A 13,928-nucleotide genomic window follows, 5' to 3' on the forward strand; every position below is an offset into this window, starting at 1 on the left:
ATTATTTTGTGTTTAATGCGTGTTCAACCCATTGTTTTCCCCAGTTTTCGATCTCTTCTTGAGTCCATAGTTCTGGATAGAAAATAATTTTTTGAAAACTAGGAGGCAAGAATTTCTTCCAGTTAGTTCCTCCAGTTGCTTGTATAGGATCACCTTCTTTTCTTAGATAGCGATGGGCACTTCCCATATGCATTAGTTTCCAGTTGATGTTAGCGTTTTGGTCATGAGCGCGCATGGCGTCCATTAATTCTTTTGTTTTTTCTTCTTCAGGTAATTGCAGGTATCGCTGGTAAATATTTGTGTCTTTTACCTCATGCGCGATACGCAAGAATCTAGGTGTGTAACGTTCCTCAAACTGTTTTAGTGTAAGAGTCTTTTCTTGGGTATGCATATCAATACCACCTTGCTTCCAATAACAGTGATTGTAGAGTTCTTCAAGGCTGTGGTTGTCGCTTTCGCGGAAGCGTTCTCTAACATCGGGATGCACTACGTTTATGAGATCACTGCTGTAAAATTCAATCATACGAAACTGTGCACTCTGAAAACCGCTTGCCGGTAATAATGACATACGGAATTTTAAAAATTGCTCACGTTCCATACCTTTAATCATCACTTCAAAAGAGCTTATTAAAATACCGAAGTAGCGATTTATACGACGCAATTTTTCTGCAAAGAAAGGACCTGTTAATTCTGTGCTTTCAATAATTTGTAATTGTTCGTGAATAATAAGTTTAAAGTAGAGCTCAGTAATCTGGTGGTAGCCAATGAAAATCATCTCATCTGGGAAATGGGTAGAAGGTACCTGAAGGCTCAATAAGGTGTCCAGTCTTATGTAGTCCCAGTAAGTGATGTACTGATCGTACAAAAGTCCATCAAGATAAGAGAGCATATCCTGACCAGAGTTTTTAAATTTCTCTTCTAGCAACTGGATACGTTGCGCGATTTCTGGGCTGATTTCCTGTGACATGAAAACATTTTAAGGTTCTACAAATGTAATGATACCTGTGAAACCTTAAAACGTATCTATTGATTAAAGAAGGATATTGTTAACAGTGTTTACGAACTTAATTAGGTAGTGTCTTAAATTGATATTTAAGACCTTTAAAGGCGTCTAGATCTGCAGTCAGTGACCCTACAGCCAGTTTTGCCTTTATTTTAAGTGGCATTTTATTTTCATCATCAGATATCCATACGGTTAGACTTTCTTCTTCTTTAAAAACACGACCTGATTGTACATAAGGTCTGAATTCTAAAGCAGGTACTTTACCGAATTTAGTCCTGATGGTATCACGGCCTAAAAATTTTAATTTAAAGTCAAAGTTTTCCTTATCAAAGAACATAGGTAGCTTAAACTCGTCTCCTTTTTCTAAAGTTTTAATGTCTACTATAGTGCGTAAATGATAAAAGGCACTCATCATATCTTGAGTAGATGGTTCTATTTTCATAGACTCTACTTTATTATGTTTTTTATCTTTGATGACAGCCGTACCAGTATCGTGATCAAAATCAATCTGAATATCTTTAGTATGTCCACCTTCATCAATATCGCGTATGAATCTATAAGGCTTTACCGTTGTGCGATCTATATAGGTCTCATAACGATCATCTACTTTAAAGAATAAGTGTAATAGACCGGTAGATTTTCCTTTACCTTTTATATGGTAAACATCTTTACCGTCTAGTCTAGCCTCACTCACCTGCATGGTAGCATAGCTAGCATTAAAAACACCATAGTGAATTCTAAAACGGAACCATTCACCTTTCTTAAATGCCATTTCAGGTGGTGCGCTACTAGGCATAAAAGCTGTAGTAGCAATAAATATAGCGAGTAGAGGAAATATAATCTTTTTCATGATGCTTTGATTTAACAGCACTTTCATGCGTTTCAAAGTATGAAATACAAAACTCGTTCCAAAACCCGATTCCTTCATGTTATAACACTTTAATCCAGTGGAGCTTCTTCTATAATTGTTTCTAGTTCTACCGCTTCATTCATTAAAGAGTCTGTGGTTTCATTTAAGCTATCAACTTCTTCTTCATACTCATACCAGTCGTCTTCAACTTCAGATTCTTCATATTCATAATCTTCATTATACCATTCATCATCTTCATTCATCATATCTAAGTAGTTGTAGTCATCAAACGTATTACTAAATAGACCTATAAATCCTAGTGCGATTAAAATTAAGCTTACGATACCTACTACTAGATTAAAAGTCTTTGCGTTGCGGACTCTTTTATAACTGTTAGGATCATATTGTTCTGGGTTTTGTTGATATTTATTTATACTAGAGTGTGCAAGTGCAAATCCTATAATACTAAGAACAAGAGCTAGGTACTGACCACCTATACAGCAACATAAAACAAATAGTACAGTAGCAATAATTGCTAGAATCATCGCGCTGTTATCTGCTGGTAATTTAGAACGATAAGGTTGTGAGCTCCAGTTTTGACTACTTTGATTTTGATCATAGCTTCTAGTACTGTCATATCCTGCATTAGAATAGTTATTATCTTCCCAAGATCTGTTTTGATTAGAAGAGTTTTGGTTGGTGTTGTTTTCCAATGGTCTAAAGTTTAATTTGTAAAATTTTAATGGTTAGAATCTAGCCAGCTTTTGTGATAATCTTCATCAGCTATTTCGAGAGCTGCTTTTGTAACTTTTAAAGGTTTAAAGGTATCTACCATAACAGCAAGTTCTTCCGTTTTAGTTTTTCCTATACTACGTTCTGCGGCACCAGGATGTGGTCCATGTGGTATTCCTGCAGGATGCAAACTAATATGACCTGCATCTACATCATTGCGACTCATAAAATCTCCATCAACATAATAAAGTACCTCATCACTATCTATATTACTATGATTATAGGGTGCAGGAATACTGTCTGGATGGTAGTCGTATAGTCTAGGTACAAAGCTACACACGACAAATGCGTCTGTTTCAAAAGTTTGATGCACTGGTGGTGGCTGGTGTATGCGGCCAGTAATGGGCTCAAAATCGTGTATGGATAATGCATAAGGAAAATTATATCCATCATAGCCCACAACATCAAATGGATGTGATGCATATACCATATCAAAAATCTCGTCTTGCTTTTTAATTTTCATTAAAAAATCACCTAACTCATCATGTGTTTCAAGTGAATCCGGTCTTCTTATGTCTCGCTCACAATAAGGAGAATGTTCTAGTAACTGACCGAACCAGTTGCGGTAACGTTTAGGAGTGTAAATAGGTCTTCTAGACTCTGTGATAAAAAGTCTATTGTCTTTATCTTCAAATCGTAGTTGATATATAATACCACGTGGGATTAATAGATAATCACCATATTTAAAATCTATATTACCTAAATGTGTGCGCAACGTTCCTGATCCTTTATGGATAAAGATCAACTCATCTGCATCTGAATTTTTATAGAAATAGTCTGTCATGGATTCTTGTGGTGCTGCAAGAATGATATTAACATCACTATTTGTAAGAACTACAGTACGGCTTTCTAAGTAATCGGCTTTGGGTTTTACTTGAAATCCCTTAAAGCGATAAGATTTTATGTGATTTTCTAGGGCAATCTCTGGTTTTACAGAATACTGTCCTTTAATTTCCTTAACCATAGTAGGTCTATGGACGTGGTATGAATTTGTGGACATACCGTCAAAACCTATAGTTCCAAAAAGTTGCTCAGAATATAATTCACCATTAGGCTTTCTGAAAACAGTGTGTCTTTTGGGTGGTATTTTTCCTAGTTTATGATAAAAAGGCATGAGCTGTTATTTTTATGACTAGCAATTTCGGAAATTCCTGAGATGATACCATGTTTTAAAGCAATTATTTATCTATGGAATTTGAAGGATACGCTTTCGCGAAAGCGTTCTAAAATTGAAACCCTAGATTTACATAGAACTCACCTTTACTTTGCTCTGGACTGAAACTATATTTTAATTCTAATGGTCCTAAAAAAGTTTCAAGGCCATACCCTATAGCATATCCTGTAAATCCATCAGTACTGAACCAGTCGGATTTTTCAAAGAGATAGTCATCAATTTTTACAGAGTTAGTGCTTAAAATAATGTGGTTGTTCTTGAAAATTTCATAGTCTACTTCAATAAGGCCACGCATTACTGTGTTGCCACTTAAGCTTACAAAATCATAACCATAGAAAGGTAAGATATTATTAATGCGCCTAGCACCATAACCACCTAAGAAAAAGTCAAAAGAGCTATTTCCAGGATTACCTATAGGTAGGCCTAGTAATAAATCGCCTCGCAGACTCCATTTACCAAATTTTCTAGCATGTCCTACAGAAACCTGAGCCATAGAGAACTCTTGAAAGTTGTTATCTATTTTACTTTCGTTATATAAATAGATGTGTAAATCACCATCAATTTTCCAACCGCTAGATGGGAAAAATAAATTGTCATAAGTGTCGTAAAGCACACTGGTATATACACTACTGTAATTGCTGTTCTCAAAAATAGTGCGCTGGTCTGAGTTAGTTTCAGTTCCTAATGTTTCAGTAAATAGGCGTAAGGATTTATATTCTGCACCTACGGTAAGATTAAATCCGTTACCTATTTTAGTTTGTAAAAATAGCTGCTGTGTCCAGTCGTTATAATCTAAATCTATTGAGTTAACGCTTACATTAAGGTCTGCAACTTGTTCTAAGAAGTTTGCAGAAATTTGTTTTTCATATTGAACAAATTCACTGTGTAAACCTATAGACCAATATTTACCTTTATCTATATAATAGTCAAAGTTATATCTGACATTATCGCCCAGAATAACATCTGCAGATACTACATCACTATCAAATAGAACATTTTTTCTAGTAAGGTTGACTAATGCTGCACTTCTCAATAGCTCATCATAATGAACACCTAGTCTCAGGTAATTGCGTACAGTTGTTTCTATAACACCTATTTCTAGAATTGCACCATCTGGTGTGTTGATGATCTCATAATTAATTTTAGAAAAGTTATTTGTTGCTTGTAAGTTATTGATGCCGTCCCTAATGTCTGTATATGCAACATTACCAGGTGTTTCTATTTTAAATCTACCATTAATATAGGCTCTAGAGTAGTTCTCGTTACCGTTAATATATACTTGAGCTAGGTAAATACTATCTGTCGCAACGGCAGGTAGTTTTTCTCTACGGTAACCATTTTTATCTATTAACTTTTGTAACTGATCAAGTTTTTTAAAGGCTGCGATTTCTCCTTCTTTGATAATAGCCTTTCCTTGATCAAAGGAGATAACAGTATAGTTCTCTATATCGGGATCAATATAAATGTCTGTGTAAGTTACTTTTTCTTGCATCGCACTTATGGTGCGATAATTATTAATTTGAGTCAAGATGTCAAAAGCTCCATTAAGCTGTTCTCTATTTTTAAGACCATCTTGTACGTCCACACCTATGATGATGTCCATACCACGGTCTCTTAACTTTTCTACTGGATAATTATCTGTGACGCCGCCGTCTATAAAAAGTCTATTTTCTATTTCTACTGGAGCAAATAACGAAGGCAACGCACCACTGGCGTTTACAGCACGAGGTAGATAGCCATTATCTAATATAACGTCTTCACCAGTTTCAACGTCTGTCGCGATACAAAAAAACGGTATTGGTAATTCACTAAATTCATCTACATCTTTAACATGTGAGAGTAATCTAGATAGTAGATTGTAAATATTCTGACCTTTGCTTAATGAGTTAGGTACTTGAACTTTAAAATCTTTAAATGGTAGAGTCACGCCATAACGTTCATTGTCCTTACGTTCAAAGTATGTTTTAGATTCACGCGGGATCTCATCAGATATAATATCGTCAAAGTCTATAGTCTGAAAAATAGAATCTAATTGTTTACCTGTATAACCAGATGCATATAGAGAACCTACAATCGCTCCCATACTAGTGCCCGCCACATAGTCTATTTTTATACCTAATGAATCAATGACTTTTAAAGTGCCTATGTGAGCAAGTCCTTTTGCGCCACCACCAGATAAAACGAGACCTATTTTGGGCTTGTCAGGATCTGAATCTTGTTGCGCGCTTAAATAAGACGCTTGCGCGAAAACGAATATTAAAATAATCCAGATATGCTTATTCATTTTCATTCTTGTAAAAATCGATAATTTTCTGCGCTCTCGAAACACCTATAATATCTTCTAATTCTTTTTTAGAGGCTGATTTAATTCTTTTAACTGATCTAAAATGTCTTAATAACTCTACAGCTGTTTTTTCTCCTATACCAGGTATGTTATCTAGTTCAGTCTCGATGGCTTGCTTGCTACGTTTATTACGGTGGTGTGTGATCCCAAAACGGTGCGCCTCATTTCTCATTTGCTGGATAACCTTAAGTGTTTCAGAGCGTTTATCGAGATACAATGGTACTGGATCGTTAGGGTAAAATAATTCTTCAAGTCTTTTAGCAATTCCTATAATAGTTATTTTTCCTCTTAGCCCTAATCGGTCTAGAGCTTTTAAACCGCTAGATAATTGTCCTTTACCACCGTCTACAACAACAAGTTGTGGTAATGACTTACCTTCTTCTAATAGTCTTCTATAACGTCTATGCACAACCTCTTCCATACTGGCAAAATCATCTGGACCTTCTACAGTTTTAATATTAAAATTACGATAATCTTTCTTACTAGGTTTTCCATTTTTAAATACCACACATGCAGCAACAGGATTAGTTCCTTGAATATTTGAATTATCAAAACATTCTATATGAACTGGTTCTACATCCAGTCTTAAATCTGCTTTCATTTGTGCCATAAGACGCTTTACGTGTCTGTCTGGATCTACTATTTTTATGGTTTTAAACTGTTCTTGTCTATAAAATTTTGCATTGCGCAGTGATAGATCTACAATCTTCTTTTTATCACCTAATTGTGGTATAGTCACCTTTATTTGATCACCTAATTTAACTTCAAACGGCACATAAATTTCTTTACACTGAGAGTTAAAACGCTGGCGCAATTCAATAATTGCAATTTCTAGCAACTCTTGATCGGTTTCTTCTAGTTTCTTTTTGATTTCTAAAGTATGGGAACGCACAATCGCACCATGAGATAATTGTAAATAGTTTACATAAGCATGTGTTTCATCAGATATCAGACTGAAAACATCAACGTCAGTAATTTTAGAGTTGACCACAGTAGACTTAGATTGATACTTCTGTAAAACTTCAAGTTTTTCTTTAATCCGTTGAGCGTCTTCAAATTGCATATTTGCAGCATACTCCATCATCTGTGATTCAAAATGTTTTGCAGCATTTTTATAATCACCTTTTACAATGTTGCGTACATTATCAATATTTGCTGCATATGCAGTTTCACTCATTAAGCCATCACAAGGTCCAGCACAATTACCTATGTGGTACTCTAGACATACTTTATACTTGCCTGCATTAATTTTATCTGCACTTAAGTCGTATTTACAAGTGCGCAAAGGATATAAGCCTTTAATAAGATCTAGTAAAGCACGTACAGTCTTGACACTAGAAAAAGGGCCATAATACTCACTACCATCTTTTATCATTCGGCGTGTTAAAAATACACGAGGAAAACGTTCTTTCTTAATACATAGCCATGGATACGTCTTATCATCGCGCAACATGATATTATATCGTGGATTTCTATTTTTAATCAAAGAGTTTTCCAGCAGTAGCGCATCCATTTCCGTTTCTACCACTATGTGTTCAATAGTCACAATTTTCTTAACCATCGATTTTATGCGATAGCTGTCGTGATTTTTAGTAAAATATGATGTGACGCGCTTTTTCAGGTTTTTTGCCTTTCCTACATAGAGTAGTTTGTGGTCTTTATCATAATATTGATAAACACCTGGTGTAGAAGGTAGAATTCTGATTTGGACCTCAAGCGGTGATAATTCCATAGCGATGTAAAGTTAGGAATTTTCTAGAGCACGCTTCCGCGAAAGCGTATTAAAATCAACCTAATTTCTTATCATTTCTATAACGGTGCAAATTTTGCAAATGCTGTAATTTTGAAAATAAAAAGATGGCAAGTTTTAAGGAAATCATATCAACAGATACACCAGTTTTAATTGACTTTTTTGCTACCTGGTGCGGTCCATGTCAGACCATGATGCCGGTATTGGAAAAGTTGAAAGACGAATTAGGAGATGAGGTTAGAATCTTAAAGATAGACGTAGATAAAAATCAGGCACTCGCTACCCAAATGAATGTACGTGGTGTCCCTGCTTTTATGATATATAAAAATGGTAAACTTATCTGGAAGGGCAGTGGAGTGCAACCATTACATGTTCTGAAAGAACAAATTGCAAAAGCATAGTCTGTCAGACTGTAATTTTTAGTTAAAAAGTAGACGGATATATTTTTAATATAAAGTGTTATAAAAGTTGTAGCTGATGCAAACAGATCAACAATTAAATGTCCTAGGCACATTATTAGAGTTGTGTTGCAATAATCCTAAGACGGGTTACTGGCGTGATGGAATATGTCGTACTGCTAGTGAAGATTATGGTACACATGTAGTCTGTGCAGTAATGACGCAAGAGTTTCTTGAATATTCTAAGTCTAGAGGGAATGATTTAAGCACACCTATTGCAGCATATCAATTTCCTGGTCTACGACCTGGTGATAAGTGGTGCTTGTGTATTTTAAGATGGTTAGAGGCAGAGAAAGCTGGAGTTGCTCCTCAAATTAATCTAAAAGCTACTAATGATGCAGCGTTAAAATTCACTAGTCTAGACTTACTTAAAAAGTATGAGATAGGTGAATAGTTACTTTTGCCAGTCTTCTCCTTTAAGTTGTGTGGCAGCTATAATGACATCCATTCTAGAGATTTGACCTATTAATATGCCATTTTCAATTACAGGAAATCGTCTATGACCTGTTTTTAAAAACCTAGTCGCTGCGTCAAAAATGTCAGCATCTGCCTCGATAGTGTCTACTTGATTAGACATGTAATCACTCACTTTACGATTTCCTACAGGTAGATTATGATAGCGACTATCTCCTATTACATGCATGAGGTCTGTGTCACTTATTATACCTACTAGCTCCTTTTTGTCATTCACTACAGGACCACCTGTAATGCGTTGTTTAAGTAAGGTTTCCATTACAGTAGTAATACCTTGATCGGGATTAAAGGTGACTAATTTACGTGTCATAAAATCTTTAACTTGAAAAGCCTGATTTGAGCTACTTGACTGGACTGTTCTTTTTCCTACAAAACTTTTGATACCCATAATTGATGTTTTTGAACATCAGTAAGATATGAAAATTTTATCATTTTTAACAGGTTTTTTTTAACTAAAATGCCCTTAAATTTTAACTAAAAAAAGATTTGCATATTCTGAAACTAGAATACATTTACCTTATAATTTTAAAGTCATATACCATGGCAAATAAACCAGCAAAAGGCCCGAAAAATTTCGGTAAACCTTCTTCTAAGCCTGCGGCAGCGCCTAAGGCAAAGAAACAAGCTCCTAAGAAGTAATTGTTTCTTAATGTGCAATACGATTGCGCTTTACAAGTCTAAAAATTTAAAAAGAAAAGCCGTTTCCTTAAAGAAGAAACGGCTTTTATGTGTTTAATTTCTAGGATACTGCAAATCTTTTTGCTTGATAGAATAATCAAAAACGAACTCTCCTTGAGCATCATATATAGTCAACTTTAAAGATCTGTTTCCGTACGGTCCAGTAACGTCTATAATGCCAAAGTTATGTTCATAGAAGGTTAAGTCTTTTATTTGCAAAGTATTACCTTCTTCTCTAGCTTGGTGAGTCCCTGCTGTTAATGGTGAGCAAGTGATATCTATCAAAGGGTATGCATCCTCGCGTTCTAATTTAGATATTTCAGTATGATGTCTATCACCACTTATAAATAGAACGCGCTCGATGCGCTCTTCATGTAATCGATTTAAAAGTCGTTCCCTTTCACCTGGATAGGTGGCATAATTTTCATAAACTGCTGCATCGCTTATGATCTGACCGCCAGCAACGACTACTTTAAAAGATGCGTTGCTAGCAATTAAGGCATCGATCAACCAGTCTAGTTGTTCTTTACCAAAATAGTCCTTATCATTATTTACACCTTTATTAGGTGCTCGGTGGTAGCGATCATCTAGAAAGAAAAATTCAACATCATTAAAAGGAAAATGTTGTGTGACACCACCATTACCAGCAGCATTAGTGTTTAAATTACCCCAGTAATCGTTAAAAGCTTTTTCTGTGATTTTTTTATGTACATAACTGCGGTCAGAGTCATTAGGTCCATAATCATGATCATCCCATGTGGCATAGTGGTGTACACTACCTAGTAAGGCCTGTAACTCTGGTAGGGAACGTGTGTTTTTATGTCGGTATCTAATGCCTGTCTCGGTTAAAAAATCAGGTGTTCTTAAATAGATGTTATCTCCAGACCATAGCATTAGGTCAGGATCTTTAGATAATATACTATTGAAAATCTCATAATGACCACCATATGGCGATGGTCTATCATCTTTCTGGTCGTTAATAAAGGTGCAAGAACCTATGGCGATTTTAAAATCTGGCGGATTTGTACGATATTGCCATAAGGTCTGTGTCTGGAACTCTAACTTGTAATCTCTAGGCACATACACATCATTAATGTAAAGCTTGTAAGTATATATAGCACCATAAATTACTTCTCGTGGATATAATTTTGCGATAAAATCTCCGTCAGCATTAGTAGATATCGTTTCTGTAAATCGCATATCTTCATCACCGGTAAAGTATCCTATTTTTACTTGTGCAGGCTCTTTAGTTTGTACCCATATAAGCGCCTCTCTAAAATCAGAGTAGCCCACCATAGGTCCAGACTGTAGTACAGATTCTTGTGCAATTGAGAGACTTGATATAAAGAGTAAGAGTAGAAGGATCTTTTTCATGGTAGTTTTTTAATTTTTTAAAGGTCTAAAAAATTTACATAGTCTATATAAACTTATGGTTAATTATGAACCCGATGTGGTAAAAGTGTACGCTTCCGCGAAAGCGTAATTAAAACAATTCATTTAACAATTACTTAAAGATGCATTCTCATAAATTACGTGCATCTTTGCCTGCTTAATTTATGATAAAATAGTGTCTAAAAAGAAACTTATAATAGGTCGCACTGATCGTGCAGACTTCCCTAAACTTGAAATCGAGAATCTCGATATTAAAATTGATACAGGAGCTTACACTTCAAGTATCCATTGTACTGATATTGTTGAAGAAAATGGAATACTGCTCGCTACATTATTAGATGAGGCGCACGAGCAATATCACGGTAAACAAATGAAGTTTGAAGAGTATGAAATTACTAGTGTGCGCAGTAGTAATGGAACCTCTGAATTAAGGTATGAAGTGCAGGCTAATATTAGATTGTTTAGTAAGTTGTGGAAAATTTCATTAACTCTTAGTAATAGAGAACAAATGAGGTATCCTGTGCTAATAGGTCGTAAGTTTTTATCTTCTAAATTCATAGTTGATCCTGAATTACAGGATGTTTCTTATCTTCAAGGCCTACATGAAAATTAATATACTCTCACGCGGTAAAACGCTATACAGCACACAAAGAATGGTAGAAGAGGCAGAAGCCGCTGGCCATATAGTAAAGGTTATTGACCCTTTAAAGTGTGATATAAAATTAGAAAGACAGAAACCTAGCGTTTATTATAAAGGTGAAAAGCTAGATAAACCAGATGCTATCATACCACGTATAGGTGCTTCTATAACTTTTTATGGTACTGCCATTGTACGACAATTTGAGGCTATGAATTGTTTTACTACTGTTAGTTCACAGGCTTTAGTACGTAGTAGGGATAAATTACAAAGTTTACAACGCTTATCAAGTGCTGGTGTAGGTATGCCTAAGACTGTTTTTACAAACTTCGGTAAACATACAGATGCCATATTAAAGATGGTTGATGGGCCACCTGTTGTCATTAAAGTATTAGAAGGAACTCAAGGTATAGGTGTTAATCTAGCAGAAGATTTTGATAGTGCACAGACTATTCTAGAAGCTTACAATACCATGCAATCTAGAGTTATCGTTCAAGAATTTATTAAAGAAGCTGGCGGTGCTGATTTAAGAGCCTTTGTTGTAGGTAACCGCGTTGTGGGTGCCATGAAGCGTCAGGCAATGGAAGGCGAGTTTAGATCAAACTTGCATCGAGGTGGCACGGCAAAACAGATTAAGCTATCAAGAGATGAAGAGTTAACAGCAATAGGTGCTGCAAAGTCACTAGGTCTAGGAGTTTGTGGTGTAGACTTATTACAAAGTGCTAGAGGACCTTTAGTACTAGAAGTAAATTCTTCTCCAGGATTAGAAGGTATTGAAGGAGCTACTAATCATAATATTGCTCGTGAAATTATTAAGTTTATAGAGCAAAGTGTATAATGTCTTTAAGAATTATAAATATACTAGACACAGAAATAAAGCCTGGACATAATTATAAGCTAAATTTCAATAAGGCAAAACTGTATACTTCAACAACCATTGAAGTACCTGTTATTATTAATAGAGCACGTAAAGCAGGACCTGTAGTTTTGTTAACTGGTGGGCTGCACGGTGATGAGATCAATGGTATTGAGGTAGTGCGTCAGATTATTGCCAAGGGTTATAATAGACCACAATCCGGCACTATAATATGTATGCCCGTGCTTAATATTTTTGGGTTTCTCAATATGAAAAGAGAATTTCCAGATGGACGTGATTTAAATAGGAGTTTTCCAGGATATAAGTCAGGATCTCTTGCAGGTAGATTTGCGCATCAATTTGTGAATGAAATATTACCACATGTAGATATTGTAATGGATTTTCATACGGGTGGAGCACAACGTTTTAATGCTCCACAAATGCGTGTAGATTCTAACTATGAAAAATCATTGCAGCTAGCTCAAATTTTCAAGGCTCCATTTCTTATTCATAGTGGTAAATTAAAAGGTACTCTTAGACATACTTGTATGGAACTAGGAAAGGCTTATTTACTTTATGAAGGTGGTAAATCATTTGAAAGTGATAAACACATTGTTAAAGTAGGTGTACAAGGAGTAAAAAGAGTCTTGCGCCATCTGGACATGCTAGATGAGTCAATTGAATCACCGCCAGATGCGCCAGAGAGTATTGTGGTAAAAAGCACAAAATGGTTACGGGCGTCTTACTCTGGATTATTTCATCCCAAGGTGCCTTATGGCAAATTAGTTGAAAAAGGAGAATACATTGCGACAATTACTGATCCTTATGGTTCTTTTAGACACAAGGTTAAGTCTAATCAGACAGGATATATCATTAACGTTAATCAAAGCCCGATGGTTTATCAAGGTGATGCAATTTTCCATATAACTGCCCATCATGGAGAAGAAAGCACTCAGGAATAAGTATAAACAATTACGATTAAATTTAAGTCCTCAAGAAGTTGAAGACTATAGTTTACAAATCGCCAATAAGTTGTTAACTCTAGATATTTGGGATTTTAAAATGTATCATCTCTTTTTAAGTATTGAAAAACAGAAAGAGGTACAAACAGATTTCTTACTTCACATTCTTCAAGGAAAAGATAAGAATGTTGTTATATCAAAAAGTGATTTTATAGATTACAGCATGAGTCATTATCTATTGACTGACGATACTCGTATTATTACTAATAATTATGGAATTCCTGAGCCAGATGGTATGGGCATTTCTATAGATGAGAATCAACTAGATGTTGTTTTTGTACCATTGCTAGTTAGTGATTCTATAGGCAATAGAGTAGGATACGGAAAAGGATTTTATGATAGATTTTTGAAAAAGTGTCGACCAACGGTATTAAAGGTAGGTTTATCTTTTGTTAAGCCTTTAGATTATCAAATTAAAACTAATCCTAATGATATCCCATTAGATATGCTGGTCTGTCCTGATAAAATTTACGATTTTAGGCAATAATTTACTAAAAG

14 protein-coding genes are annotated in these 13,928 nt (G+C 35.3%); 6 read left to right on the forward strand and 8 right to left on the reverse strand.

Going from position 1 to position 13,928, the window contains the following annotated elements; genetic code table 11:
• Nucleotide 1 precedes the first annotated feature (1 nt).
• The 6 genes from BST92_RS07215 to uvrC form a co-directional block, all read right to left on the reverse strand.
• Complete coding sequence (locus BST92_RS07215) at nt 2-967, reverse strand: tryptophan 2,3-dioxygenase family protein (protein WP_105070837.1); 966 nt, start codon at nt 965-967, stop codon at nt 2-4.
• A 97-nt stretch (nt 968-1,064) separates the two neighbouring features.
• Nucleotides 1,065-1,853, reverse strand: coding sequence for a DUF3108 domain-containing protein (locus BST92_RS07220; protein ID WP_211292457.1), 789 nt, complete (start codon nt 1,851-1,853; stop codon nt 1,065-1,067).
• 89 nt (nt 1,854-1,942) lie between these two features.
• Nucleotides 1,943-2,566: a DUF4064 domain-containing protein gene (locus tag BST92_RS07225; protein WP_105070839.1), complete on the reverse strand. Its 624-nt coding sequence runs from the start codon at nt 2,564-2,566 to the stop codon at nt 1,943-1,945.
• Nucleotides 2,567-2,592: 26 nt separating this feature from the next.
• Nucleotides 2,593-3,759, reverse strand: coding sequence for a homogentisate 1,2-dioxygenase (locus tag BST92_RS07230; protein WP_105070840.1), 1,167 nt, complete (start codon nt 3,757-3,759; stop codon nt 2,593-2,595).
• Nucleotides 3,760-3,868: 109 nt separating this feature from the next.
• Nucleotides 3,869-6,103, reverse strand: coding sequence for a patatin-like phospholipase family protein (locus tag BST92_RS07235; RefSeq protein ID WP_105072218.1), 2,235 nt, complete (start codon nt 6,101-6,103; stop codon nt 3,869-3,871).
• Nucleotides 6,096-7,895 (reverse strand): excinuclease ABC subunit UvrC, encoded by a 1,800-nt coding sequence (gene uvrC / locus BST92_RS07240; RefSeq protein WP_105070841.1) that lies wholly within the window; start codon nt 7,893-7,895, stop codon nt 6,096-6,098. The genes BST92_RS07235 and uvrC overlap by 8 nt, the downstream gene beginning before the upstream one ends.
• A 125-nt stretch (nt 7,896-8,020) precedes the next feature.
• Between uvrC and trxA the strand changes: the two genes are divergently transcribed.
• Nucleotides 8,021-8,314: a thioredoxin gene (gene trxA, locus BST92_RS07245; RefSeq protein ID WP_105070842.1), complete on the forward strand. Its 294-nt coding sequence runs from the start codon at nt 8,021-8,023 to the stop codon at nt 8,312-8,314.
• A 76-nt stretch (nt 8,315-8,390) separates the two neighbouring features.
• Entirely contained in the window at nt 8,391-8,765 is a 375-nt protein-coding gene (locus BST92_RS07250) for a DUF2237 family protein (protein WP_105070843.1), read from the forward strand.
• On the opposite strand, the gene BST92_RS07255 is transcribed toward BST92_RS07250, so the two are convergent.
• Entirely contained in the window at nt 8,766-9,233 is a 468-nt protein-coding gene (locus tag BST92_RS07255; RefSeq protein WP_105070844.1) for a CBS domain-containing protein, read from the reverse strand. It abuts the gene before it with no gap.
• Nucleotides 9,234-9,577: 344 nt separating this feature from the next.
• Nucleotides 9,578-10,897, reverse strand: a complete 1,320-nt coding sequence (locus BST92_RS07260; protein WP_170061720.1) for an alkaline phosphatase D family protein — start codon at nt 10,895-10,897, stop codon at nt 9,578-9,580.
• A gap of 193 nt (nt 10,898-11,090) precedes the next feature.
• On the opposite strand from BST92_RS07260, the gene BST92_RS07265 reads away from it, so the two are divergent.
• From BST92_RS07265 to BST92_RS07280, 4 genes are read left to right on the forward strand one after another with little or no spacing between them, the layout of a single operon-like run.
• Nucleotides 11,091-11,528, forward strand: a complete 438-nt coding sequence (locus BST92_RS07265) for an ATP-dependent zinc protease family protein (RefSeq protein WP_105070845.1) — start codon at nt 11,091-11,093, stop codon at nt 11,526-11,528.
• Nucleotides 11,518-12,390, forward strand: coding sequence for a 30S ribosomal protein S6--L-glutamate ligase (rimK, locus tag BST92_RS07270; protein ID WP_105070846.1), 873 nt, complete (start codon nt 11,518-11,520; stop codon nt 12,388-12,390). The genes BST92_RS07265 and rimK overlap by 11 nt, the downstream gene beginning before the upstream one ends.
• Entirely contained in the window at nt 12,390-13,370 is a 981-nt protein-coding gene (locus BST92_RS07275; protein ID WP_105070847.1) for a succinylglutamate desuccinylase/aspartoacylase family protein, read from the forward strand. The genes rimK and BST92_RS07275 overlap by 1 nt, the downstream gene beginning before the upstream one ends.
• Nucleotides 13,345-13,917: a 5-formyltetrahydrofolate cyclo-ligase gene (locus BST92_RS07280; protein ID WP_105070848.1), complete on the forward strand. Its 573-nt coding sequence runs from the start codon at nt 13,345-13,347 to the stop codon at nt 13,915-13,917. Before BST92_RS07275 ends, BST92_RS07280 begins: the two co-directional genes overlap by 26 nt.
• Nucleotides 13,918-13,928 lie beyond the last annotated feature (11 nt).

The organism is Nonlabens arenilitoris, assembly GCF_002954765.1.
Taxonomy (GTDB): Bacteria; Bacteroidota; Bacteroidia; order Flavobacteriales; family Flavobacteriaceae; genus Nonlabens; species Nonlabens arenilitoris.

What these genes read in the sequence shown, in the direction of transcription:
- BST92_RS07250 (WP_105070843.1), top strand. Translation starts at nt 8,391, where the DNA reads ATGCAAACAGATCAACAATTAAATGTCCTAGGCACATTATTAGAGTTG.
- rimK (WP_105070846.1), top strand. Translation starts at nt 11,518, where the DNA reads ATGAAAATTAATATACTCTCACGCGGTAAAACGCTATACAGCACACAA.
- BST92_RS07275 (WP_105070847.1), top strand. Translation starts at nt 12,390, where the DNA reads ATGTCTTTAAGAATTATAAATATACTAGACACAGAAATAAAGCCTGGA.
- BST92_RS07230 (WP_105070840.1), bottom strand. Translation starts at nt 3,759, where the DNA reads ATGCCTTTTTATCATAAACTAGGAAAAATACCACCCAAAAGACACACT.
- BST92_RS07255 (WP_105070844.1), bottom strand. Translation starts at nt 9,233, where the DNA reads ATGGGTATCAAAAGTTTTGTAGGAAAAAGAACAGTCCAGTCAAGTAGC.
- uvrC (WP_105070841.1), bottom strand. Translation starts at nt 7,895, where the DNA reads ATGGAATTATCACCGCTTGAGGTCCAAATCAGAATTCTACCTTCTACA.
- BST92_RS07280 (WP_105070848.1), top strand. Translation starts at nt 13,345, where the DNA reads ATGGAGAAGAAAGCACTCAGGAATAAGTATAAACAATTACGATTAAAT.
- BST92_RS07220 (WP_211292457.1), bottom strand. Translation starts at nt 1,853, where the DNA reads ATGAAAAAGATTATATTTCCTCTACTCGCTATATTTATTGCTACTACA.
- BST92_RS07215 (WP_105070837.1), bottom strand. Translation starts at nt 967, where the DNA reads ATGTCACAGGAAATCAGCCCAGAAATCGCGCAACGTATCCAGTTGCTA.
- trxA (WP_105070842.1), top strand. Translation starts at nt 8,021, where the DNA reads ATGGCAAGTTTTAAGGAAATCATATCAACAGATACACCAGTTTTAATT.
- BST92_RS07235 (WP_105072218.1), bottom strand. Translation starts at nt 6,103, where the DNA reads ATGAATAAGCATATCTGGATTATTTTAATATTCGTTTTCGCGCAAGCG.
- BST92_RS07260 (WP_170061720.1), bottom strand. Translation starts at nt 10,897, where the DNA reads ATGAAAAAGATCCTTCTACTCTTACTCTTTATATCAAGTCTCTCAATT.